A 22,857-nucleotide genomic window follows, 5' to 3' on the forward strand; every position below is an offset into this window, starting at 1 on the left:
CGGGCCCCGGTTCGATGGACTGCGGTGGACTCCTGCGCCCGCTGGTTGCGGCGAGGCGTCTCGGACGAGCGCCCACACTATCGGCTGGGCATGTCGACGGCCCGCCGCCTGTGGATAACCCACTGGCGACGGGCCGTTCGCGCAGATCAGATGTGTGCGTCGGGTGGACGCCCGCTTCGGGCGGCGGTCTCTCGGACGGCGGCCGCTCAGACGGCGGCCTTCTTGAGGCGGCGGCGCTCCCGCTCGGAGAGCCCGCCCCAGATGCCGAAGCGCTCGTCGTTGGCGAGGGCGTACTCGAGGCATTCGGAGCGCACCTCGCAGGCGAGGCAGACCTTCTTGGCCTCTCTGGTGGAGCCGCCCTTCTCGGGGAAGAAGGACTCGGGGTCGGTCTGGGCGCACAGCGCGCGCTCCTGCCAGCCGAGCTCCTCGTCCGCGTCGTCGACCAGCAGTTGCTGCACCAGCTCGGTCATGTGCGCCCCTCGTCTGTCTTTCGCGTCCCCGTGCCGCGGCCGCTACCGATTCCGGCCGAACGACACGAGTGAAATTACAAGTGTGCGGCTCCGGGCGAGTCAAGCCGAGATCTGCTATTGGGCCCGTTATTCACTCTGCGGAACCAAGGCCGTGCGGAAAGTGTTCAAATCGGCATAAACCTTGACATGCAGACGAGGCCCTGGAGGGCCCCCGACCCCATACAGAGGTTGTACGAAGAAGGACGCCCAGATGTTCGATCGCGTTCCGAAGTGACTCACGCGCCCGGTTGTGCGCCATGTGTCCCGGGTGCTCACTGAACAAACCTTTCGGCAGAGAGATGAACCGGATGAGGTGAAACCGGTCCCACATACCGGGCGTCGAGTTGACAGCGGAGGTGTGAACCGATGTCCTAGTGGGCATGCTCGCGAACTTGGCGCTCACCTCGACCCGCACCGCCGGGTCCCACGGTGCTGCCCGCGCTCGCTGTAGCTGTTGCTGTTCCAGCTGTTGAGCCATAGCCGCATCCCGGCCGCTCCGGCTGCAGACCGAGTCCACCGGACTCGGTTTTCGCATTCCGTTCCCCTCTGACCTTCTTCACTGAGGAACCACCGCACCCCATGAACAGCGACAACGACCTCCAGATCGCCGGCGACATCCTCGAAGTCCCGCACCTGCTGCAGCCGCCGCGCGAGCACCCGGTGACCGTGGCCGAGTTCGTCGGCCTCGCCCGCGCGATCGCCGCTGACCGCTCCCAGTGGGAGCACCTGGTCGAGTACGACGCGACCAGTCGCTGGTACCACCGGCTGCGCACCGGCCCCGGCTACGAGGTGTGGCTGCTGTCGTGGGTGCCCGGACAGGGCAGCGGACTGCACGACCACGGCCGCTCCTCCGGCGTGCTGACCGTCCTGGAGGGCGCCCTGACCGAGCGCACCGAGCGGGGCACGCGCGCACTGGGCTCCGGCGCGCAGCGGGTGTTCGCGCCGGGGTATGTGCACGAGGTGGTGAACGACGCACTGGAGCCGGCGGTGAGCCTCCACGTGTACTACCCGGGCCTGACCGAGATGCCGATGCACACGGCCACCGCCGCCGTGTGCGAGGCCCGTCCCGTGACCGCGTGACCCGTAACACCATGACGCGTGCAGCGTTGTCCGACCCGCCTGCAAGACTTGGCGCATGCGCATTGTGGTTCTGGCAGGCGGTATCGGCGGTGCCCGGTTCCTGCGCGGTCTGAAGCAGGCCGTGCCGGACGCCGACGTGACCGTCATCGGCAACACCGGGGACGACATCCACCTCTTCGGGCTGAAGGTCTGCCCGGACCTCGACACGGTGATGTACACGCTCGGTGGCGGCATCGACGAGGAGCAGGGCTGGGGGCGGGCCGACGAGACCTTCCACCTCAAGGAGGAGCTCGCCGCCTACGGGGTGGGCCCGGACTGGTTCGGGCTCGGCGACCGGGACTTCGCGACGCACATCGTGCGCACGCAGATGCTGGGCGCCGGCTATCCGCTGAGCGCGGTGACCGAGGCGCTGTGCGACCGCTGGAAGCCGGGTGTGCGGCTGATCCCGATGACCGACGACCGGGTCGAGACCCATGTGGCCGTCGAGGTCGACGGCGAGCGCAAGGCCGTGCACTTCCAGGAGTACTGGGTACGGCTGCGGGCGTCCGTGCCCGCCGAGGCGGTCGTCCCGGTCGGCGCCGAGCAGTCCAAGCCGGCGCCGGGCGTCCTGGAGGCCATCGCCGAAGCGGACGTCATCCTCTTCCCGCCGTCCAACCCGGTGGTCTCCGTCGGCACGATCCTCGCGGTGCCCGGCATCCGGGAGGCGATCGCGGGCGCCGGGGTGCCGGTGGTGGGCCTCTCCCCCATCGTCGGGGACGCGCCGGTGCGCGGGATGGCCGACAAGGTGCTCGCGGCGGTGGGCGTGGAGTCGACGGCGGCGGCGGTCGCCGAGCACTACGGCTCGGGGCTGCTGGACGGCTGGCTCGTCGACACCGTGGACGCGGGCAGCGTGGAGCGGATCGAGACGGCCGGCATCCGCTGCCGGGCCGTACCGCTGATGATGACCGACCTGGACGCGGCCGCGCAGATGGCGCGGGAGGCGCTGGCACTGGCCGAGGAGGTGCGCGGGGCATGACCGGGACGACCGACACGACCGGCGACGCGGTGCCGGGGTACCGGGTGTGGGCGCCGGCCGGGATCCCCGAGGTCCAGCAGGGCGACGACCTGGCGAAGCTGATCGCCGCGGCCGAGCCGGGGCTGGCCGACGGGGACGTGGTGATCGTCACGTCCAAGATCGTGTCCAAGGCCGAGGGGCAGCTCGTCGAGGCGGCCGACCGGGAGGCGGCGATCGACGCGGAGACCGTTCGGGTGGTGGCCCGGCGCGGGACCCTGCGGATCGTGGAGAACCGGCAGGGGCTGGTCATGGCGGCGGCGGGCGTGGACGCCTCCAACACCCCGTCCGGGACCGTGCTGTTGCTGCCGGAGGATCCCGACGCCTCGGCGCAGGCCGTCCGCGCGGGTCTGCGGGACGCGCTGGGTGTCAACGTCGGCGTGGTCGTCACTGACACGTTCGGGCGACCCTGGCGCGCGGGACTCACGGACGTGACCATCGGCGCCGCCGGGGTGCGGGTGCTGGACGACCTGCGAGGGGGCGTGGACGCGCACGGCAATCCGCTGGTCGCGACGGTCGTCGCCACGGCCGACGAACTGGCCGCCGCGGGCGACCTGGTGAAGGGCAAGGCCACGGGGATGCCGGTGGCCGTGGTGCGTGGGCTCGCGCACGTCGTGGCCGAGGCGGGGGACGAGGTCGAAGGCGCGCGGGCGCTGGTCCGGGACGCGGGCAGCGACATGTTCCGGCTCGGCACGTCCGAGGCGGTCCGGGAAGCGGTGACGCTACGGCGGACGGTCCGCGCGTTCACCGGCGATCCGGTCGACCCCGGGGCGGTACGGCGGGCGGTCGCCGCGGCCGTGACCGCGCCGGCGCCGCATCACACGACGCCGTGGCGGTTCGTGCTGCTGGAGTCCGAGGAGGCGCGCGTCCGGTTGCTGGACGCGATGCGGGATGCGTGGATCGCCGACCTGAGGAAGGACGGCAAGTCGGAGGAGTCCATCGCGAAGCGGGTGCGGCGCGGCGATGTGCTGCGGAACGCGCCGTATCTGGTCGTGCCCTGTCTGGTGATGGACGGGTCGCACACGTACGGGGACGCACGGCGGGACGCCGCCGAGCGGGAGATGTTCGTGGTCGCGGCGGGGGCCGGGGTGCAGAACCTGCTGGTGGCGTTGGCCGGGGAGCAGCTGGGGTCGGCGTGGGTCTCGTCGACGATGTTCTGCCGGGACGTGGTGCGGGATGCGCTCGCGCTTCCCGCCGAGTGGGAGCCGATGGGGGCGGTTGCGGTGGGGAAGGCCGCGGAGGCTCCGCGGGAGAGGGCGGTGCGGGAGGTCGGGGACTTTATCGAGGTGCGGTGAGTTGCTTGCGCCTATTGGGGCGGGGGGTGTTGTGAGTGGGCGAGTGCGGGTTGAGTGTGGCTGATCGCGCAGTTCCTCCCCCAGCCTTCGGCCGGGGGTACCCCCAGCGCCTCTGACGGGGCGCTTGCACCTAGGCTCATAGCTCACAGCAGGCATCTCACGCATCCGGGATCTTTCGTGGCTGGACGGTTCGCTCCGAGGCCCACTCGTACGACTGTGCGGGGTGGGCAGGTTGTCGTGCCTGCCGCTGGTGTTCCGAAGCAGGCGGTCGCGGCGGGGCGCGTTCGGGTGTGGAAGCCCGAAGGGGCTCTTGACCTGGGGCTTGTGCTCGGGCCGCTGCGGCGTGGGCCCGGGGATCCCACCTTTCGGGCCACCCGGGACGGGTCCGTGTGGCGGGCCAGCCTCACGCCCGCCGGGGCCGGGACGCTGCGGGTCGCCGCGTACGGCGGTGAGGTGCGCGGGGAGGCCTGGGGACCGGGGGCCGAATGGCTGTTGGAGCAGTTGCCGGAGATGCTCGGCTCGGCCGATGATCCCGCCCTCTTCGTGCCCCGGCACCGGGTCGTGGCCACTGCGCGGCATCGGCGGCCGGGGTTGTGGCTGACGCGGACCGGGCTGGTGCTGGAGTCGTTGATCCCGTCGGTCCTGGAGCAGAAGGTCACGACCGACGAGGCGTACCGGGCCTGGCGGTTGCTGGTACGGAAGTTCGGGGAGCGGGCGCCCGGGCCCGCCGGGGTGAGCGAGCGGCCGATGTGGGTGATGCCGGCGCCCCGCACCTGGGCGCTGATCCCGTCGTGGGAGTGGCACAAGGCCGGGGTCGACAACAAGCGTGCCTCGACGATTCTGCGGGCGGTGCGGGTCGCCGCGCGGCTCGAACAGGCCGTCGGGATGGCGGCGGCGGACGCCCAGGCGCGGCTGGAGGTGGTGCCGGGGGTGGGGCCGTGGACGTCCGCGGAGACCGTGCAGCGCAGTCATGGGGCGGCGGACGCGGTGACGGTCGGGGACCTGCATCTGCCGGGGATCGTGGGCTGGGCGCTGGCCGGGGACCGGCATGCCGACGACGAGGCGATGCTGCGGTTGCTGGAGCCGTACGCGGGGCAGCGGCACCGGGCGACCCGGTTGATCCTGCTGAGCGGGCAGACACCGGCCAGGCGGGCGCCGAAGATGCCGCGCACGGATATCGGCCGGTTGTAAGCGACCCGGGGAGGGGGCTGGGCGGGGGTAGGGACGCTTACCGGCGCCGGCAGGGTGCCGCCCGCGCCCACCCGTACCGCCCTGGGGGTCCCCCCTCTGGGGGAGGCACGATTACCCGCGGCTGGATGAAGGACACGGCTGTGCAGCACCCCGTCAGGGGCGCTGGGGGTACCCCCCGGCCGAAGGCTGGGGGAGGAACTGCGCGATCAGCCCCCGCGCGCCCGCCGTCGAACAGCGGCCCGCACCACCCCTACTGGTCCGACGAGAACCGCACCGCCCCCGCCGGGATCATCGCGTCGCACCACACCCTCGCGCCCTCCCGCAGTTCGTTGTCGGCGCCGACCACCGCGCCGTCGCCGATCACCGTGCCCGTGAGGACCGACCGTTCGCCGACCCGGGCGCTCTTGCCGATCAGGGAGTCGGTGATGACCGCGCCGGGCTCGATCACGGCACCGGGGAGGATCGTCGAGCCGAACACCCGCACCCCCTCCGCGACGAACGCGCCCTCGCCCACCACCGTGCCGCCCGTCAGCTTCGCGTCCGCCGCCACCCGGGCCGTGGGGAGGATCAGACGGTCGCCGCAGCGGCCGGGGACGGCGGGAGACGGGGCGCGGCCCAGGACGAGGTCCGCCGAGCCGCGGACGAAGGCCGCGGGCGTGCCCAGGTCCAGCCAGTAGGTCGAGTCGACCATGCCCTGGAGGTGGGCGCCGGCCGCCAGGAGCTCCGGGAAGGTCTCACGCTCCACCGACACCGGACGGCCCGCCGGGATCGTGTCGATGACCGAGCGGCGGAAGACGTACGCCCCCGCGTTGATCTGGTCGGTGACGATCTCCTCCGGCGTCTGCGGCTTCTCCAGGAAGGCCAGCACCCGGCCGGTCTCGTCGGTGGGGACCAGACCGTAGGCACGCGGGTCCGCCACCTTCGTCAGATGGAGGGAGACATCGGCGGACGTCGACTCGTGCGTGGCCACGAGGGCGCGGATGTCCAGGCCCGTCAGGATGTCGCCGTTGAAGATCAGGACCGGGTCGTCGGGGCCCGAGTGCAGCCGGGAGGCCACGTTGCGGATCGCGCCGCCGGTACCGAGGGGCTCCTCCTCGGTGACGTACTCGATGTGCAGGCCGAGTGCCGCGCCGTCGCCGAAGTACGGCTCGAAGATCTCCGCCAGGTAGCTCGTCGCGAGCACGATGTGCTCCACGCCCGCCGCTCTGGCTCTGGCCAGCTGGTGCGTCAGGAAGGGCACGCCCGCCGCCGGGACCATCGGCTTGGGCGTGTGGACCGTGAGCGGACGCAGCCGGGTGCCTTTGCCGCCGACCAGGAGGATCGCTTCTGTCACCTGTCGTCTCTGCTTCCTGCCGGGACCGGCCGAACTCTCTGTCGGCCGGCCAGTGTATGCAGACCGTGCGACGGCGCCCTCGACGGCCACGCGGAGACGCGCGGCATCGACGTGCGGTTTTCCCCCGACTGTCTCCGATGGCGTTGACCGCGAGCCCCGTACTCAGCGTCCTTGGAGGCGCGCTGAACTGGTCCGGGCCGAGCCGAGTTTGGCGTAGAGCTTCGCGCCGGGACACTCGGTGGCGTACCCGTCCCTGTGGCCGGAGATCACGTTCAGTCGTACGTTCTTCCCCTTTGGGTAGAGATTGCCACCCCCGGACTTCAGATATGTCTTTCCCTTGGGATTGGCCCCGAAGAGGCCCAGCTTCCATGCGGTGAGCTTGGCGACGGCGGTCACGGCCGCGGAGGACGGCTGGTGCGAGCCGTATGTGCCGATCACCGCGATGCCCATGCTGTTGTTGTTGAAGCCCAGGGTGTGGGCGCCCCTGACGGCCTTCGTCACTCCCCCGGCGCGGCCCTCGTAGATGGTTCCGCACTTGTCGACGAGGAAGTTGTAGCCGATGTCCCGCCAGCCCATGCTCACCACGTGGTAGCGGTAGATACTGCGGATGACGGACGGGGCCTCGGAGCAGCGGTAACCGTTGCCGGAGGCGGTGTGGTGGACGAAGGCCGCCTTGATCTTGCCCGTGTAGACGAACCCCTTCTCGCGCAGCGACTCGTCGGCTCCCCAGCCCCGGCGGGTGACGATTTTCGGGCGCGGCCCGATGTACGGCTTCACTCGCGAGACGTCGACACCGGTCAGCTCCTCCAGTTCGAGCTCGGTGTCCTCCCGGTTCAGCGCGGGAATCTCGGTGGCGTCGGCGGGCGCGGGGTCGGCGTTGACGTCCGCCGACGCGTCATCCGCGGTGCCGGAGCCCTCGACCGACGGGCTCTCGACCGACGGGCTCTCGGACGACGAGCCCTCGTCCGACGAGCCCTCGTCCGACGAGCCCTCGTCCGACGGACCATCGGACGACGGGCCATCCGACGACGGGCCGTCGGGCGGCAGGCCGACAGACGACAGACCGAGGGGCGGCGGGCCGTCGAGCGGGCTCCCCCCGGACGGGGTCTCGCCGGACGAGGTCTGGCCGGACGAGGTCTGCCCGCCGGGGTCGACGAGTTCGAGGCGCAGACCTGCGGGCAGCGGGTCGGGGCCGCCGGCGGAAGGTCTGCCGCCTGGGCCGGCATCGGCTGCGTCCCCGTCCCCGTCTCCCCCCGCCTTCCCCTCTCCGGCGCGTACGCGTACGTCCACTCCGTTCGAGTCGCCCACCCAGAGGGGTGCGGTGGCGCCGTGGACACGGCCCGAGGCGGCTTCCGCGCTGCCCGGGTCTGCGCCGTGGTCGGCGTTGCGGGTCTCGACGTCCTGCCAGCCCGACCAGCGGCCGGTGGCGGCGGCCCGGGTGCGGACCTGGACCCGGCCGCCGAGTTCGGTTCCGGGGTTGTCCCAGATGACGCCGACGAGCGAGAAGTGCCGTACGTCGGTGCTGTACACGCCCTGTTCGAGGGCCCGCCCCGGGACGCGCTCGCGGGTGCGGGGGGCGAGGGGCAGCGACTGGGTAGTGCCCTGGAGGGTGGTCGTCGTGGTCCGCTCCGCCGGTGCGGCGGCTGCGGACGGCACGTTCAGCACGGCCGGCGGGAGGGTGAGGGCCGCCGCGCAGGTGACGCCGATCGAGGAAGTCAGGAGTCCACGCATGCCCCTGATCTTGAACATAGTCAGATAAATATGTCCATACGGGATCTGACGGCCCGTAGGGAGCGGTTGCGCCGAACCGGTGGCCCCGCCGGCCGGTGGGGGCGGCGGACCCGGCGTACGCTTGCGCGGGTGAACGCCACCGATCGCACCCCTGCCGACCTGCTGCGTTCCGCGCTCGCCGCGGATCCCGGACGCCCCCTGGTGACCTTCTACGACGACGCCACGGGCGAACGCGTCGAATTGTCCGTGGCCACCTTCGCCAATTGGGTGGCCAAGACGGCGAATCTGCTGCAAGGCGACCTCGGCACGGAGCCGGGTGACCGGGTGGCTCTGCTGCTGCCCGCGCACTGGCAGACGGCGGTGTGGTTGCTGGCGTGCTCGTCGGTGGGCGTGGTGGCGGACATCGCCGGGGACCCGGCTGCGGCCGACGTGGTGGTGAGCGGTCCGGACTCGTTGGAGGCGGCCAGGGCCTGCCGGGGAGAGCGGGTCGCGCTCGCGCTGCGGCCGCTGGGCGGGCGTTTTCCGCAGCCGCCGGACGGGTTCGTGGACTACGCGGTGGAGGTGCCGAGCCAGGGGGACCGGTTCGCGCCGTTCTCGCCCGTGGATCCGGACGAGCCCGCGCTGATCGTCGCGGGCGCGGAGATGAGTGGCGCCGAGGTCGTGGAGCGGGCGCTCGGGGACGCTGCGGGGCTGGATCTGACCGGGCCCGGGTCCCGGCTGCTTTCGGGGTTGGGGTACGACACGTGGGGCGGGCTGAGCGCGGGGCTGTACGCGCCGCTCGCGGCCGGGGGGTCCGTGGTCCTGTGCCGGCATCTGGACGAACTGGGCGAGGAAGGGATCGCCAAGCGGATCGAGAGTGAGCGGGTCACCGCTTCGGCGCGGTGAGGTGGTTCGTCGGTGGTTCGTCGGCTGCGGGCCGGTGGGGGCCGTTCGCGCCCACGCGGCGGTAGCCGCAGATCGCCACAGCCCCGCGCCCCTGAGTAACTCCCCTCACCCAAGTGGAGTAGCTGCCGCCGCCTTCACTCCCTCCCCCGAGGCACTGTTGAACAGTGACCGACGTCGTAGGGGCATCCGCCACCGGGCCCGGACTTGCCCGGCGGCGTCGGCGACGTTGGATACGGGGGACGGCTCTCGGTGCCGGGGTGCTGTTCGCCGGTGTCCTCGGTGGCGGCTGGGCGCTCTACACCAAGCTCAGCGACAACATCACCGCTGACGACGCGGCCGCCGCCGAACTCGCCCGGTACGAGCGGGAGCGCCCCACCGCGTTGGTGCGGGGCGCGCAGAACATTCTGGTCATCGGGTCGGACACCCGTGCCGGGGACGGGAACCGCCGCTACGGCAAGGACTCGGGCACCGAGCGGTCCGACACCACGATCCTGCTGCATCTCGCCGCCGACCGGCGCAGCGCCACCGCCGTGTCCCTGCCCCGGGATCTGATGGTGCACATGCCCGGCTGCCTGCAAAGCGACGGGCACCGTGGCGAGCCCTCGTTCACGCTGTTCAACTCGGCCTTCGAGGTGGGGGGTTCGGCGTGCACCGTCCGTACCGTGGAGAAGCTCACGGACATTCGCGTCGATCATTACGTCGTCGTCGACTTCAGCGGGTTCAAGGACATGATCGACGCGATCGACGGGGTGCAGGTGTGCCTGAAGAAGCCGATCGACGACAAGGCGGCCAAGCTGCGGCTGCCCGCCGGGCGCGTCACCCTCGACGGGGAGCAGGCGCTGGGGTACGTACGGGCGCGCAAGTCGCTGGGGGACGGCAGCGACACCGGGCGGATGGACCGTCAGCAGCAGTTCCTGGGGGCGCTCGTCGGCAAGGTCCAGAGCAGCGACGTACTGCTGAACCCGGCGAAGCTCTATCCGCTGCTGGACGCGGCGACCTCGGCGCTCACCACCGATCCCGAACTGGCCAGTCTGCGCGGTTTGTACCAGCTGGTGCGCGGGGTGCGGGCCATCCCCACGGAACATGTGCAGTTCCTCACCGTTCCGAGAGAGCCGTATGTGTACGACTCCAATCGCGACCAGCTCGTGGCGGGCAGAGCGGACGCGCTTTTCTCTCTGTTGCGGGCCGACCGGCCGGTGGCGGTGACCAAGAAGAACGCCTCTCCCGGGGACTCGGCATCGACCGCGTTTCACGGGAACACCGCCGCTGAGGACAGTTGCGCGTAAAGCACTCGCCAAGGCGGCGAACTTCCGTGCCGTTCGATGTCAGTTAAATGAGATGGATTGCCCGGTTGTAGGGAGGATGAATTTGTCACTGGCGTCACTCGACGCCGAACCGGGCGGATAGTGTGAGCGCTCCGGTGTACCCGGCCGCGAGGTCCGTCCTGGGGTCGTGCACCGCGAAACGTGACCGAGCGCCTTGGTGGGGGGAAGGCGCCGCGTGGCCCCGACGGAGGATTCGGACAACCGTGGACGCGCAAGGCCGTGGGCGGGCGGACAACATCGATCCCGCAGACCAGTGGGTACTCAATCCGAACACCGGTGAATACGAACTGCGACTGACACATTCCGCACCGCAGTCGTCACCACAGTCGTCGGCGGTGCCCGGACCGCGCAGACCGACGTCGTCGCACACCACCCCGGGCGGGACGCGAGAGACGGCCAGCCCGGAGGTGCCGGGGCAGCGGCGACGGCGCAGCGAGCCCGAGCCGCCGGCCGGGCGGCGCTCACGACGGCCGGTGAAGAAGAAGTCGAAGGCCAAGAAGGCGCTGCTGTGGACCGGCGGTTCGATGGCCTTCGTGCTGATCGCCGTCTCGGCCGCCGGCTATCTGTACATCAAGCACCTCAACGACAACATCACGTCCGTCTCCGACGACGGCGCGAGCACCGGTGGCTTCAGCAAGGACAAGGCGATCAACCTGCTGATCATCGGCACCGACAAGCGCACCGGCAAGGGCAACGAAGGGTACGGCGACGCGGGCAGCGTCGGGCACGCCGACACCAACATCCTGCTGCACATCTCCAAGGACCGCTCCAACGCGACCGCGTTGAGCATCCCGCGCGACCTGATCGTGGACGTCCCGGACTGCCCGACCACGCAGTCCGACGGCACCACGAAGGTCATCCCGGGCACGACCGACGTCCGCTTCAACACCAGCCTCGGCCAGGACGGCCGTACGGCCAGCTGCACCGTGCGCACGGTGACGGAGCTGACCGGGATCACGCCCGACAACTTCATGGTGGCCGACTTCAACGCGGTCAAGACGCTGACCGACGCGGTCGGCGGGGTCGAGGTCTGTCTCGCCAAGGACATCAACGACAAGCAGTCACATCTGAAGCTGTCCAAGGGCACCCACAACATCTCCGGCGAGACCGCGCTGGCCTTCGTGCGCACCCGGCACTCGGTCGGCTTCGGCGGTGACCTGAGCCGGATCCAGCTCCAGCAACAGTTCCTGAGCGCGCTGATGCGCAAGCTCAGCTCCAACTCGACGCTCTCCAGCCCGACGAAGCTGCTGAACCTGGCCGAGGTCGGCACCAAGGCGCTCACCGTCGACTCCCAGCTGGACAGCATCAACAAGCTGAAGGACCTGGGTCTGGAGCTCGGCAAGCTCAACCCGAAGAACCTGACCTTCACCACCATCCCGGTACTGGACAACCCGGCCGAGAAGGTCCCGGTCACCGTCGTGGTCAACGAGTCGAAGGCCCCCGCCGTCTTCCAGGCCATCAAGGACGACGTCTCCTTCACCGACGTCAAGAAGAAGCAGGCGCAGGCCAGCAAGGACGCCGCGGCCGCCCGGCTCGAAGGCAGCAAGTCCAAGGCCTCCGAGGTGCGGGTGCGGATCCTCAACGGCGGTGCCCCGCCCGGCAGCGCCCAGGAGACCCTGAGCTGGCTGCAGAACGACGAGGGCGTCCTCAAGTCGGAGAACGCCGGCAACGCGCCCGCCGAACTCGCGAAGACCACGCTGGAGTACGCCCCCGACCAGGCCGCCCAGGCACGTGAACTGGCAAGCCTCCTGGGCCTGTCCGGCTCGGCGATGAAGCCGGGCAAGAGCGTGACCAACTCCCAGGGACTGCCCGCGATGACACTGACGCTGGGCAAGGACTTCCAGGGAGCGGGAGTCTCCCTCACCACTCCGACAAAGGCGCCGGACGTGGACAGCAAGACCACGGCGGACAAGGTGACCTGCGCCAAATAGCGGCGAACGGACGCCCGGTGGCACGGAGTTGTCATCGGGTGACACCAAGTCTTACCAAATAAGCAGGTAACCCTCTGGGTCTGTCATGCGTCTAACCGGGCGCGGGGCAGACCCGTGTGGTCCGTGTGGCGTCCGACGGGGGGCGTGGCGGCGGGCCTGTGCGCGCAGGGCGCAGGGTGGGGAGGGCAGGGAGTTGACGCAGAGCGATGTGCGGAGGGAGGTGCCTGCGGTCGAGGACACGATGTCCCTCGCACCGAAGGCGCCGAAGATACCCGAGGCGCCCGTCACGCCGGGCGCCACTGGCGGCGGGCGTCGCAAGGGCGGCTCCGGCGACGGCTCGAACGGCGACCGGCCCCGGCGCGGACGACGGGCACTGCGCTGGTCGGCGACCGCACTGGCGGTGGTGGTCCTCGGCACCGCCGGTGCCGGCTACCTCTACTACCAGCACCTGAACGGCAACATCCACAAGGGCCAGCGCAGCAGCGGCGACGCCAAGGCGCGGAAGAGCGCGGCCAACGCGGCCGGCCAGACGCCGTTGAACATCCTGCTGATCGGCTCCGACAGCCGTAACTCCGACGAGAACGTGAAGCTCGGCGGCGCCAAGTACGACCGGGGCAGCCCGCCCCTCGGCGATGTGCAGATGCTGATCCACCTGTCCGCGGACCGCAAGAGCGCCGCGATGGTGAGCATCCCTCGCGACACCCGGGTCGACATACCCAAGTGCACGGACCCGGCCACCGGCAAGGTGTACCCGGCGACCAACACCATCATCAACGAGTCGCTGGCCCGCGGCGGCGCCGGCTGCACGCTGGCCACCTGGGAGAACCTGACCGGGGTCTACATCGACCACTGGATCACGATCGACTTCGCGGGCGTGGTGAGCATGGCGGACGCCATCGGCGGCGTCGACGTCTGTGTGAACCAGAACGTGTGGGACCGGCCGACGGCCGCGGTGTCCGGCGGCTCCGGGCTGAAGATGACGGCCGGCACGCACAAGGTCGAGGGCAAGCAGGCCCTGCAGTGGCTGCGCACCCGGCACGCCTGGGGCAGCGACCCGCTGCGGGCCAAGGCCCAGCACATGTACCTCAACTCGATGATCCGCACGTTGAAGGGGCAGAACGTCTTCACCGACACCGGCAGGCTGATGGACCTGGCGGAGGCGGCCACCAAGTCGCTGACGGTCTCCGAGGAGATCGGCAGCCCGAAGAAGCTCTACGACCTGGCCATGCAGCTCAAGTCGGTGCCGACGGACCGCATCACCTCGCTCACGATGCCGAACGTCGAGGACCCGCAGAACAAGGACCACCTGGTGCCGGACGGCACCAACGCCGACAAGATGTGGCAGATGCTCCGCGACGACGTGGCGTTCGACAAGAACGGCAAGGACGACCAGGGTTCGGGCTCGAAGAAGAAGAGCACCGCGACCGCCACGCCGGCCAAGGAGCCCTCCGTCTCCGCCGGCCGGCTCGGGGTGCTGGTGCGGAACGCCACCGGCACCTCCACCGAGGCCGCGGTCCAGGGCCGGGCCCGGACCATCTCCCAGGAGCTGACCGCCAAGGGCTACGCCCAGGCCGAGGCGGACACCTCGTCGGCCGCGGTCTCCGCGGACAAGACGGTGGTGGAGTACCCGAGCGCGGACCTGCAGGGCGACGCCCAGGCGGTCGCCAAGGCGCTGGGGATCCCCACGGACCAGGTGAAGCAGACCACCGATGTGTCGGGCGTCACGCTCGTCGTCGGGGCCGACTGGCGCGAGGGCACCTCGTACCCGAAGCAGTCCGCCCCGAAGGCCGGTGACCTGCCGGACAACACCGACGCGATCAACGGCTCGGACACCAAGCAGTGCATGGACGTGTACGGACCCTATCGCTGGTGACAGCCCGTGCCGCCTGCCCATACAGGGTCATTACAGGCGGCACGGTCTCTTCACACACAGGTCCGCACAGGTAAGCACAGCCAACTCCTAAACGGCTGCATGACACTGCCGCCGTGCTCAGGTGCCCGGGAGTTCCGGGCGTGGTGGCAGGTGCGAGCGGGAGGCGGGCAGCGGTGGTGCGCAGCGGTGTGCGAGGGGAGGTGTCCGACGTGTCGGTGATCGACGACACCATGCCCCTCACGGCCCGGGCGGCCGGTGCCGGCGGGCACGGCGGCAGACGGCACGAAGGCGGCACGGACGGCGACCGGAAGCGCCGCAGACGCCGGGTCATACGCTGGTCGGCCTCGATCCTCGCCCTGGCGATGGCCGGCACCGCCACCGCCGGATACCTCTACTACGAGCACCTGAACAGCAACCTCAAGAAGGCGGACCTGAACATCGGGGACTCGAAGGACCGCGCCACGAAGACCAAGGCGAACGCGGCCGGACAGACCCCGCTGAACATCCTGCTGATCGGCTCCGACGCCCGGGACACCGCCGAGAACCAGAAGCTGGGCGGCGCCAGGGACATCGGCACCGCCGCCCGCGCCGACGTCCAGATGCTGCTGCACGTCTCCGCCGACCGCACCAACATGTCGGTGGTGTCCATGCCCCGCGACACCCTGGTCTCCATCCCCAAGTGCACCGACCCCGACACCGGCAAGGTCTACCCGGCCACCACCGACACGATGACCAACGCCTCCCTGGAACGCGGCGGACCCGGCTGCACGGTGGCCACCTGGGAGAAACTCACCGACATCCACATCGACCACTTCATGATGGTCGACTTCTCGGGCGTGGTGTCCATGGCGGACGCGATCGGCGGGGTGCCGGTGTGCGTGGACGCGAACATCTACTCGCACACCTCCTCCGGGCACGGCTCGGGCCTGAAGCTGAAGAAGGGCACCACCTCGGTCAAGGGCAAGCAGGCCCTGCAGTGGCTGCGCACCCGCTACGGCTTCGAGGACGGCAGCGACATCGCCCGCACCAAGGCCCAGCACATGTACATGAACTCGATGGTCCGCCAGCTGCGGTCCAACGCCACCCTCAGCAACCCCGACAAGCTCCTGGGGCTCGCCGAGACGGCCACCAAGGCGCTCACGGTCGACACCGGCCTCGGCTCGGTCACCAAGCTCTACGACCTGAGCAAGGAGCTGAAGAAGGTCCCGACCGCCCGCATCACCATGACGACGATGCCGTGGGTGTACTCCTCGGACGGCAACCGCGTCCTGCCCAAGCCCACCGACGCGGCCAAGCTGTGGCGGCTGGTCCGCGAGGACATCGCGCTGGACGGCAAGGACAAGAAGAAGACGGCCACGGCGAAGGTCACCGACAAGGCGGCGGCCGACGACAAGATCGCCGTGCAGGTGCAGAACGGCACGAAGAGCGGCACCGAGGCCGCCGTCACCGGCCGGGCCGCCGCGGTCACCGAGCTGCTGACTGGCAAGGGCTTCGCCAAGGCGGCCGCCGACACCTCGGCACTGCTGAGCGAGGACCTGACGGTGGTGCGGTATCCGAGCGCGGACCTGGCGGGCGACGCCCAGCGGGTGGCCAAGGTGCTGGGCATCCCGAGCAGCCAGGTGAAGAAGTCCACGGCCGTCTCCGGGGTCACGCTGGTGGTCGGTGCCGACTGGCGCTCGGGCACCGAGTACACCGCGGACGACGATGACACCACCCCGGCCTCGGCGAGCGCCCTCAACGCCTCGGACACCAAGGCGTGCATGCACGTGGACCCGAACTACACCTGGTGAACCCCCGAGGGGCGGTGCTCAGCGGGAAGAGGGGCTGAGCACCGCGGGGCGGCGGGACGCGATGACCCGCTTCGCCAGCGACCTGGGGCTGGTCAGGAAGCCGTACCCCCACGTCATGTGCATGGTGGCGAGGGCTACCGGGATCTGCAGCCGCGCCTTGAGCGGCAGCCCCTTGCCGGCCGGGACGGACCCGGCGACGATCGCGGCGAGATACCCGCCGGGGATCACGAAGCCGAACGGGGTCACCAGGGCCCCGGCCACGATCCCGGCGGCGATCGCGCACAGGGCGACCGGCGGGGCGAGGTAGCGCAGGTTGATGGAGCCCTCGTGGTAGCGGGCGACGACGTGCCGCCAGCGGCCGTAGTCCTTGTACTGCTTGGCGAGCGCCTTCACCGACGGCCTCGGGCGGTACGACACCCTCAGCTCCGGCGAGAACCAGATCAGCCCGCCGGCCTCACGGATCCGGAAGTTGAGCTCCCAGTCCTGGGCGCGGATGAACTCCTCGTTGTAGCCGCCCTGCTGCTCCAGCGCCTCGCGCCGGAAGACGCCCAGGTAGACCGTGTCGGCCGGGCCGGCCTCGCCACCGGTGTGGAAGGCGGCGTTCCCGACGCCGATCTTCGAGGTCATGGCCGCGGCGACCGCCTGCTCCCAGGCGTTCTCGCCCTCGGCGTGCATGATGCCGCCGACGTTCATCGCGCCGGTCTCCTCCAGGAGCCGTACGGCGGTGGTGATGTAGTCCGGGGAGAGCATGCCGTGGCCGTCGACGCGGACCACGATCGGGTGCCGGGAGGCCTTGATCGCGGCGTTCAGCGCGGCCGGGGTGCGCCCGGTCGGGTTCGGGACGGTGTGCACACGCGGGTCTTCGGCCACGAGCTCGGCCGCGATCTCGTCCGTGCGGTCCTTGGACGGACCGAGGGCGATCACGACCTCCAGCTCGCCGGCGTACTCCTGCGCGAGGATCGCTTCGACGGCCCCGCGCAGGTGCCGCTCCTCGTCGAGGACGGGCATGATCACAGAAACTGCGGGGTGCCGCACGTCGGGCTTGGCGTTCATAGGGGGCTCACGTTACCGCGAACGGGGGACACCGTTGCGCGCCGCCGGGGCCAAGACGCGGGATGAAGGTCGTATCGGCCTACCGTCCTTACGGATCCCACGTACGGCCTCGTCCGGAGGTGTCCCTTGCCCGCCAGCCCGCCCCGGTCCGTTGTCCGGCCCGCCCGGCCGCAGCGCCGACCACAGCCCACCCGTCAGGCCCCGCGGCCGCCGGTACGACCCACGAGGCCCCGGCGGCCGCGCTGGGCCATGCGGGCGGTCACCACACTCTCGGTGGTGGTGCTGGCGTCGGCCGGGATCGGGCACTCCGTCATGGCCAGCCTGGACGCGGACATCGCACGGGTCGACCCGTTCAAGGACATGAAGAACCGGCCCCGGGCGGGGCACGGCATGAACGTCCTGCTGGTCGGCACCGACGGCCGCGACAAGATCACCGAGCAGGAGCGGCGCAGGTACCGGCTGGGCGGGGCGCCCTGCCACTGCACCGACACGATCATGATCGTGCACATCTCGGCCGACCGGGAGCGGGCGACCGTGGTGAGTCTGCCGCGCGACTCGTACGTCGAGGTCCCGGCGCGTGTCGACGAGACGACGGGGCTGCAGCGCGCCGCCCATCCCATCAAGCTGAACGCGGCCTACGCGGAGGGCGGCCCGCAGCTGACCGTCCGCACGGTCGAGGACATGACCCATCTGAAGATCGACCACTATCTGGAGGTCGACTTCATCTCCTTCATGGAGACCGTCGACGCGCTCGGCGGGGTCCGGATCTGCACGGCCCAGCCCCTGAAGGACTCCTACACCGGCCTGAACCTCTCCCCCGGCACCCATCAGCTGAACGGCGGGCAGGCCCTGCAGTACGTCCGGTCCCGGCATGTCGACGTGGCGAGCGACCTGAGCCGGATGAAGCGGCAGCAGCGGTTCCTGGCCGCGCTGATCGAGCGGGCGGCGTCGTCCGGGGTGCTGCTCAACCCGATCAGGTTCCGGGACGTGACACGGGCGGTGCTGGGCTCCGTGCGGGCCGACACGGGCTTCGGCACGGACGAGCTGCTGGACCTCGGCCGGGCGATGCGGAACTTCTCCCCGTCCTCGTCCGAGTTCACGACGGTCCCCATCGGGCAGATGGGGTACGTCGTGAAGGGCATCGGCTCGACGCTGAAATGGGACGAGGCCAGGGCGGCCCAGCTGTTCCAGTCCATGCGCGACGACAAACCGCTGGCGACGCCGGCACCGTCGGCGTCGTCGGGACCGTCAGCTTCGCCGGGACCGTCAGCTTCGCCGGGACCGTCGGCACGGCCGGCATCGCCCGCACCCGCCAGGCCGCGCGGTCCGGTGCCGGTGACCGTGGAGGTCGCGCCGGAGCAGATCCACGTACAGGTGGAGAACGGCACGGCGACGGCGGGGCTCGCCCGGCGGCTGGACGCGGCACTGGCGGCGACCGGCTTCGCGACGAACCGGCAGCCGGTGACCGCGGCACGTCACGACGTGAAGCGGACGGTGATCTCCTTCGACCCGCGCTGGGACCGGTCGGCCCGGTCGCTCGCGGCGGCTCTGCCGGGCAGTGAGCTGCAGGCGGTGAAGGGGCTGGGGCCGGTGCTGCGGGTGACGGCCGGGGCGGACTTCAAGGGGCAGGCCCGGAAGGTGCGGGCCGACGATCCGGCGCCGCAGGGGGCGCCTGCTGTCATCCGGGGGGACGAGAAGGTCTGTTAGGCGGGAGCCGGTGGGTGATGCGCGGCCGGCGGCGCCGGGCATCACCCACCGGGAAGCGGCACACGCTGCGCGGCCGGCCTGCTGAACTGGCTCGCGCTGGCGCCCATCGGCACCGAGCCGGCCGCCCTGTCCGCCGAGCGGATCGAACGGCAGCTGGTCCCCGTGATGGCCGGTGCGTTCCGCGGGGACGCCCCGGCCGGCCCCTGACCGGGCAGGGCACCGCTCAGCCGCCGCTCGGTCACCGCTCAGCCGCCGCTCGGTCACCGCTCAGTCGCTGCTCAGTCCTCGAAACCCTCCGCCACCCGGCGCTCCCGCAGCTCCCTGATGTCCCGCCGCCGCGCCAGCCGATGCGTCCGCCTGATCTGGGCCTCCTGGCAGCGGCGGCGGTCCCGCTCGGTCTCCGGTATCACCGGCGGCACCCGGCGCGGCTTCCCGTCCGCGTCGACCGCGGCGAAGACGAGGTAGGCCGAGCCCACCTGGGTCGCGGGGGTCGACTCGTTCCAGCGCTCGGCCAGGACCCGCACGCCCACCTCCATGGACGTCCGGCCGGTCCAGTTGACCTGGGCCTTGACATGGACCAGGTCACCGACGCGGACCGGCTCCAGGAACGCCATCTCGTCCATGGACGCGGTGACGGCGGGACCGCCCGAATGACGGCCGGCGACCGCGCCCGCGGCATCGTCGACGAGCTTCATGATCACACCGCCGTGCACCGTGCCGAGGAGGTTGGTGTCGCTGTGGGTCATGATGTGGCTCAGCGTGGTCCGGGACGCGGACGTCGGCTTGCCGGGTATGTCGAGTTCCGCCTCGGGGGCCTGGTCTGTCATGGCCCCCACCTTATGCCGAAGCGACATTCGCGGAATTTGTGTCGGGTTCGCAACAGCGGTGACCTGATTTTCCGACGACCCTTGTAACTGGCATGGCCGCTACCTGCACACTGGGGCCCATGAGCGAATGGCCCCAGGGACGGTCGAACGACAACCGCGGCAACCAGTACGGACGCGGGAGCGCTGACGCGCAGCCTGAGGGCGCGCGCGTGATGCGCCAGGTGCGGCGCGGAGAACCGTCGGCACCGCCGTACGGCGGCCCGCAGCAGGGCGGCGGATACGGCGGGGTGCCGCAGCAGCCGTCGTACGGCAATGGCAACGGCAACGGATACGACGACGGTGCCGGGTACGACAGCTACAACAACGGCTACAACACCGGCCAGGTCTACGGCGGCGGCCCTGGGGGCGGGGGACCCGGCGGCGAGTACGAGCGTGGACCGCGGCGGGCTCCGAACTGGCGCAAGCGGATCAAGTGGACGGCGATCGTCGTCCTCGGCGTGGTGATCGTCACATCCGTCTCGACCTACTTCTGGGCCGACTCCAAGCTGCACCGGGACGTCGACCTGTCGAAGGTGATCGACCGTCCCGCGGCCGGCTCGGGCACCAACTACCTGATCGTCGGCTCCGACAGCCGCCAGGGCCTGTCCGCCGCGCAGAAGAAGGAGCTGCACACGGGTTCGGCCGAGGGCAAGCGCACGGACTCGATGATGATCCTGCACGTCGGCGACAACGGCGACACGCTGATCTCGCTGCCCCGGGACTCGAACGTGGAGATCCCGTCGTACCAGGGGTCGACGTCAGGCAAGGTCTACAAGGGCACCGGCCGGTACACGAAGCTGAACGCGGCCTACGCCGAGGACGGTCCGACCCTCCTCGTCCGCACGATCGAGTACAACACCGGCCTGCACATCGACCACTACGTGGAGATCGGCTTCGCCGGGTTCGCGGGCATCGTGGACGCGGTCGGCGGAGTCACGATCAACATCGACAAGGGCTTCAAGGACAAGTACTCGGGCGCGGACTTCAAGGCGGGCACGCAGACCCTGAACGGCGAGGAGGCCCTGGCCTTCGTCCGTACCCGGCACGCCTTCGCCACGTCCGACCTGCAGCGCACCAAGAACCAGCAGAAGTTCCTGGCGGCGCTGGCCCACCAGGTGGCCACCCCGTCGACGATCCTGAACCCCTTCAAGCTCTACCCCACCCTCGGCGCGGGCCTGGACTCCCTCACCGTCGACAAGGGCATGAGCCTGTGGGACCTGGGCTCGATGTTCTTCGCGATGAAGGACGTCAACGGCGGCAACGGCACCTCCATGAACATGCCGATCTCGGGCTCCACCGGCGGCAACCTCGTCTGGGACAAGGCGAAGGTCAAGACCCTGGTGGACGAGCTGAAGAACGACCAGAAGGTCACCGTCACCGGCAACTAGGCCGTACCGGCCGCCAGCAGTGCCACATGGGGAAGGGCCAGGCGCCCTTCCCCGTCGGCGTAGTCGGCTACAGCGCGTCGAACGGCGGCACGATACGGACAACGATGATCAATGGCTCGCGTGGCGCCACCAGAAAGTAGAACCAGCCGCCTACAGCGTCCATACGGCGCAGGCCGCCAGGCCGGGGGCCGTTGCCGAGATCGCTGACATCAATGCCTGTACGGGCGAGGACGATGAGCTGGTCGGCCAGACGCTCCACTTCCCTCACTACGTGAGCCGGGATGCCGCCTGCCACATGGTCTTGATCAGGGTCGTACTCCCAACGCCAGTCCGCGCTCACCGGGCCGGGAGACCGACGGCCACGTGTGCCTCGTCCAGAATCCGCCCGATCCGAGAGGCGGCCCGGCGTGCCTGGGCGGCGTCGCCCGACTCGGCGGCGTCTTCCCAGCGGCGGAGCTCAGCGGCCATCTCGGGCTGGCGCTGGATGTGCACGTAGACGGCCCACTGGGCCACGAACCGCTGGAGAGGGGCGAGATCGGAGCCCTGCCGGGACTGGTCGGCCGCCTGGTCCAGCTCCTGGGTGAAAGCAAGCAGTGCGGCAGGCGCGATCTGTCTGACGGCCTGCCGCAGCGCGGCAACCGTGGCGGGGGGCTGGGGGATGAGTGGTTGCCCGGCGGTGGAGGTGGTCATGGCTGCTCCCATGGGCGCGATTCTGATCCCGAGTGTCAGCGTATCGGGCAGGATCACTCTTTCACCGCTCGAACGAGTGAGGGATCGGCGTCCCTTCCGTCCCTTGAAGCAGCAGTGCCCACAAGCGCGGTCGGGGACCCCGGCTGGAGGCCCCTGACCGCGCTCGCGACAAGCGTCACATGGCCACGCCCGCCATCGAGCGGCACATCTCGGAGCAGCGGCGACACATCTCCGCACAGCGCTTCATCTGTGGGTCGTCCGGCATGGTCATACACGCCTCGGCGCACATGTCACACGCCTTGGCGCACATCGCGCACATCTCGGCGGACAACGGCGAGCGCCGCATCATCATGTCGGCGCACATCCGGGTCATCTCGGAGCAGTCCATCAGCGCGCGCATGATCCGCATCTGCGCCTGGCCGCCCTCCATGGACATGCAGGAGCTCATGGTCTCCTCGCACATCGTGTGGGTGGCCATGCACATGTTGACGCAGTCCTGCATCTGCTTGGACATGGCGGTCATGGGTCCGGTCTGGGTCATGGCTCCTCCAGGGGAAAGGGGCGGGGTCCGGGGCGGTCCCCGTGTGTTTCCCGTCCTAAGCCCGACCGCCCGGTAGTGCCATTCGGGCCGGACACGGAAAAGGCGCCCCGAGGGGCGCCTTCCCGCCGGATGCCGGTACGGCTACGGCAGATTGCGAGCCATCACGATCCGCTGAACCTGGTTCGTGCCTTCATAAATCTGGGTGATCTTGGCGTCGCGCATCATGCGCTCGACCGGGTAGTCGCGGGTGTAGCCGTAGCCGCCGAGCAGCTGGACGGCGTCCGTGGTGACCTCCATGGCGACGTCGGAGGCGAAGCACTTGGCCGCCGCTCCCTGGAAGGTGAGGTCGGCGTCGCCGCGCTCGGAGGCGGCCGCGGCCTGGTAGGTGAGGGCGCGGGCGGCGGCGATCTTCATGGCCATGTCGGCGAGCATGAACTGGATGCCCTGGAAGTCGGCGATCGGCTTGCCGAACTGCTTGCGCTCCTGGACATAGCCCTTGGCGTAGTCGAGGGCGCCCTGGGCAACACCGAGGGCCTGGGCGGCGATGGTGATGCGGGTGTGGTCGAGGGTCTTCATCGCGGTGGCGAAGCCGGTGCCCTCGGCGCCGATCATGCGGTC

20 protein-coding genes are annotated in these 22,857 nt (G+C 70.4%); 11 read left to right on the forward strand and 9 right to left on the reverse strand.

Annotated features, from left to right (window positions below; genetic code table 11):
- Positions 1-206: 206 nt before the first annotated feature.
- Positions 207-470, reverse strand: coding sequence for a WhiB family transcriptional regulator (locus ACIRR9_RS52425; protein WP_003975777.1), 264 nt, complete (start codon positions 468-470; stop codon positions 207-209).
- 618 nt (positions 471-1,088) lie between these two features.
- Here ACIRR9_RS52425 and ACIRR9_RS52430 point away from each other — a divergent pair.
- The 4 genes from ACIRR9_RS52430 to ACIRR9_RS52445 all read left to right on the forward strand — a co-directional run bounded on the left by ACIRR9_RS52430 (position 1,089) and on the right by ACIRR9_RS52445 (position 5,126).
- Positions 1,089-1,589 carry a cysteine dioxygenase family protein gene (locus ACIRR9_RS52430; RefSeq protein WP_365340994.1) on the forward strand — a complete coding sequence of 167 codons (501 nt, stop codon included), beginning with the start codon at positions 1,089-1,091 and terminating at the stop codon, positions 1,587-1,589.
- Positions 1,590-1,644: 55 nt separating this feature from the next.
- Positions 1,645-2,604 carry a 2-phospho-L-lactate transferase gene (gene cofD, locus ACIRR9_RS52435; protein ID WP_365340996.1) on the forward strand — a complete coding sequence of 320 codons (960 nt, stop codon included), beginning with the start codon at positions 1,645-1,647 and terminating at the stop codon, positions 2,602-2,604.
- Positions 2,601-3,935 (forward strand): coenzyme F420-0:L-glutamate ligase, encoded by a 1,335-nt coding sequence (locus ACIRR9_RS52440; RefSeq protein WP_403768054.1) that lies wholly within the window; start codon positions 2,601-2,603, stop codon positions 3,933-3,935. The genes cofD and ACIRR9_RS52440 overlap by 4 nt, the downstream gene beginning before the upstream one ends.
- A 177-nt stretch (positions 3,936-4,112) precedes the next feature.
- Positions 4,113-5,126 (forward strand): DNA-3-methyladenine glycosylase family protein, encoded by a 1,014-nt coding sequence (locus ACIRR9_RS52445; RefSeq protein WP_403768057.1) that lies wholly within the window; start codon positions 4,113-4,115, stop codon positions 5,124-5,126.
- A gap of 250 nt (positions 5,127-5,376) precedes the next feature.
- Here ACIRR9_RS52445 and ACIRR9_RS52450 read toward each other — a convergent pair whose 3' ends face one another.
- Both ACIRR9_RS52450 and ACIRR9_RS52455 read right to left on the reverse strand, forming a co-directional pair.
- Positions 5,377-6,459, reverse strand: a complete 1,083-nt coding sequence (locus ACIRR9_RS52450) for a sugar phosphate nucleotidyltransferase (RefSeq protein WP_384575037.1) — start codon at positions 6,457-6,459, stop codon at positions 5,377-5,379.
- Positions 6,460-6,621: 162 nt separating this feature from the next.
- Positions 6,622-8,208: a peptidoglycan recognition protein gene (locus ACIRR9_RS52455; protein WP_403768060.1), complete on the reverse strand. Its 1,587-nt coding sequence runs from the start codon at positions 8,206-8,208 to the stop codon at positions 6,622-6,624.
- A 111-nt stretch (positions 8,209-8,319) separates the two neighbouring features.
- Here ACIRR9_RS52455 and ACIRR9_RS52460 point away from each other — a divergent pair, with 111 nt between their 5' ends.
- From ACIRR9_RS52460 to ACIRR9_RS52480, 5 genes are all read left to right on the forward strand, one after another.
- Positions 8,320-9,075, forward strand: coding sequence for a TIGR03089 family protein (locus ACIRR9_RS52460; RefSeq protein WP_403768063.1), 756 nt, complete (start codon positions 8,320-8,322; stop codon positions 9,073-9,075).
- Positions 9,076-9,239: 164 nt separating this feature from the next.
- Positions 9,240-10,361 (forward strand): LCP family protein, encoded by a 1,122-nt coding sequence (locus ACIRR9_RS52465; protein WP_403768066.1) that lies wholly within the window; start codon positions 9,240-9,242, stop codon positions 10,359-10,361.
- Positions 10,362-10,603: 242 nt separating this feature from the next.
- Entirely contained in the window at positions 10,604-12,331 is a 1,728-nt protein-coding gene (locus tag ACIRR9_RS52470) for an LCP family protein (RefSeq protein WP_403768069.1), read from the forward strand.
- 241 nt (positions 12,332-12,572) lie between these two features.
- Positions 12,573-14,204 carry an LCP family protein gene (locus tag ACIRR9_RS52475; protein ID WP_403768072.1) on the forward strand — a complete coding sequence of 544 codons (1,632 nt, stop codon included), beginning with the start codon at positions 12,573-12,575 and terminating at the stop codon, positions 14,202-14,204.
- Between the two features lie 230 nt (positions 14,205-14,434).
- Positions 14,435-15,994, forward strand: a complete 1,560-nt coding sequence (locus tag ACIRR9_RS52480) for an LCP family protein (protein WP_403768099.1) — start codon at positions 14,435-14,437, stop codon at positions 15,992-15,994.
- Positions 15,995-16,012: 18 nt separating this feature from the next.
- Here ACIRR9_RS52480 and ACIRR9_RS52485 read toward each other — a convergent pair whose 3' ends face one another.
- On the reverse strand, positions 16,013-17,047 hold the full coding sequence (locus ACIRR9_RS52485) for a glycosyltransferase family 2 protein (protein ID WP_403768075.1): 1,035 nt from the start codon (positions 17,045-17,047) through the stop codon (positions 16,013-16,015).
- 249 nt (positions 17,048-17,296) lie between these two features.
- Here ACIRR9_RS52485 and ACIRR9_RS52490 point away from each other — a divergent pair, with 249 nt between their 5' ends.
- Positions 17,297-18,754, forward strand: coding sequence for an LCP family protein (locus ACIRR9_RS52490; RefSeq protein ID WP_403768077.1), 1,458 nt, complete (start codon positions 17,297-17,299; stop codon positions 18,752-18,754).
- 278 nt (positions 18,755-19,032) lie between these two features.
- Here ACIRR9_RS52490 and ACIRR9_RS52495 read toward each other — a convergent pair whose 3' ends face one another.
- The gene (locus tag ACIRR9_RS52495) at positions 19,033-19,581 is read right to left on the reverse strand and encodes an acyl-CoA thioesterase (RefSeq protein WP_384575068.1); all 549 of its coding nucleotides are present in this window, start codon (positions 19,579-19,581) and stop codon (positions 19,033-19,035) included.
- Between the two features lie 119 nt (positions 19,582-19,700).
- Here ACIRR9_RS52495 and ACIRR9_RS52500 point away from each other — a divergent pair, with 119 nt between their 5' ends.
- Positions 19,701-21,008, forward strand: coding sequence for an LCP family protein (locus ACIRR9_RS52500; RefSeq protein ID WP_403768080.1), 1,308 nt, complete (start codon positions 19,701-19,703; stop codon positions 21,006-21,008).
- A 67-nt stretch (positions 21,009-21,075) separates the two neighbouring features.
- On the opposite strand, the gene ACIRR9_RS52505 is transcribed toward ACIRR9_RS52500, so the two are convergent.
- From ACIRR9_RS52505 to ACIRR9_RS52520, 4 genes are all read right to left on the reverse strand, one after another.
- Positions 21,076-21,348 (reverse strand): hypothetical protein, encoded by a 273-nt coding sequence (locus ACIRR9_RS52505; protein WP_403768083.1) that lies wholly within the window; start codon positions 21,346-21,348, stop codon positions 21,076-21,078.
- The gene (locus ACIRR9_RS52510; RefSeq protein ID WP_403768086.1) at positions 21,345-21,698 is read right to left on the reverse strand and encodes a DUF6247 family protein; all 354 of its coding nucleotides are present in this window, start codon (positions 21,696-21,698) and stop codon (positions 21,345-21,347) included. The genes ACIRR9_RS52505 and ACIRR9_RS52510 overlap by 4 nt, the downstream gene beginning before the upstream one ends.
- Before the next feature lie 175 nt (positions 21,699-21,873).
- On the reverse strand, positions 21,874-22,239 hold the full coding sequence (locus tag ACIRR9_RS52515; RefSeq protein ID WP_403768089.1) for a four-helix bundle copper-binding protein: 366 nt from the start codon (positions 22,237-22,239) through the stop codon (positions 21,874-21,876).
- Between the two features lie 141 nt (positions 22,240-22,380).
- The coding region (locus ACIRR9_RS52520) for an acyl-CoA dehydrogenase family protein (protein WP_403768092.1) at positions 22,381-22,857 on the reverse strand (477 nt) is incomplete at its 5' end.

The sequence above is a fragment of the Streptomyces sp. NPDC101234 genome, assembly GCF_044767525.1.
Classification (GTDB): domain Bacteria; phylum Actinomycetota; class Actinomycetes; order Streptomycetales; family Streptomycetaceae; genus Streptomyces; species Streptomyces sasae.

Excerpts from the sequence above, each read along its gene's own strand:
- ACIRR9_RS52425 (WP_003975777.1), bottom strand. The coding sequence starts at position 470 with ATGACCGAGCTGGTGCAGCAACTGCTGGTCGACGACGCGGACGAGGAG.
- ACIRR9_RS52430 (WP_365340994.1), top strand. The coding sequence starts at position 1,089 with ATGAACAGCGACAACGACCTCCAGATCGCCGGCGACATCCTCGAAGTC.
- cofD (WP_365340996.1), top strand. The coding sequence starts at position 1,645 with ATGCGCATTGTGGTTCTGGCAGGCGGTATCGGCGGTGCCCGGTTCCTG.
- ACIRR9_RS52440 (WP_403768054.1), top strand. The coding sequence starts at position 2,601 with ATGACCGGGACGACCGACACGACCGGCGACGCGGTGCCGGGGTACCGG.
- ACIRR9_RS52455 (WP_403768060.1), bottom strand. The coding sequence starts at position 8,208 with ATGTTCAAGATCAGGGGCATGCGTGGACTCCTGACTTCCTCGATCGGC.
- ACIRR9_RS52475 (WP_403768072.1), top strand. The coding sequence starts at position 12,573 with ATGTCCCTCGCACCGAAGGCGCCGAAGATACCCGAGGCGCCCGTCACG.
- ACIRR9_RS52480 (WP_403768099.1), top strand. The coding sequence starts at position 14,435 with ATGCCCCTCACGGCCCGGGCGGCCGGTGCCGGCGGGCACGGCGGCAGA.
- ACIRR9_RS52485 (WP_403768075.1), bottom strand. The coding sequence starts at position 17,047 with ATGAACGCCAAGCCCGACGTGCGGCACCCCGCAGTTTCTGTGATCATG.
- ACIRR9_RS52490 (WP_403768077.1), top strand. The coding sequence starts at position 17,297 with ATGCGGGCGGTCACCACACTCTCGGTGGTGGTGCTGGCGTCGGCCGGG.
- ACIRR9_RS52495 (WP_384575068.1), bottom strand. The coding sequence starts at position 19,581 with ATGACAGACCAGGCCCCCGAGGCGGAACTCGACATACCCGGCAAGCCG.
- ACIRR9_RS52500 (WP_403768080.1), top strand. The coding sequence starts at position 19,701 with ATGAGCGAATGGCCCCAGGGACGGTCGAACGACAACCGCGGCAACCAG.
- ACIRR9_RS52510 (WP_403768086.1), bottom strand. The coding sequence starts at position 21,698 with ATGACCACCTCCACCGCCGGGCAACCACTCATCCCCCAGCCCCCCGCC.
- ACIRR9_RS52515 (WP_403768089.1), bottom strand. The coding sequence starts at position 22,239 with ATGACCCAGACCGGACCCATGACCGCCATGTCCAAGCAGATGCAGGAC.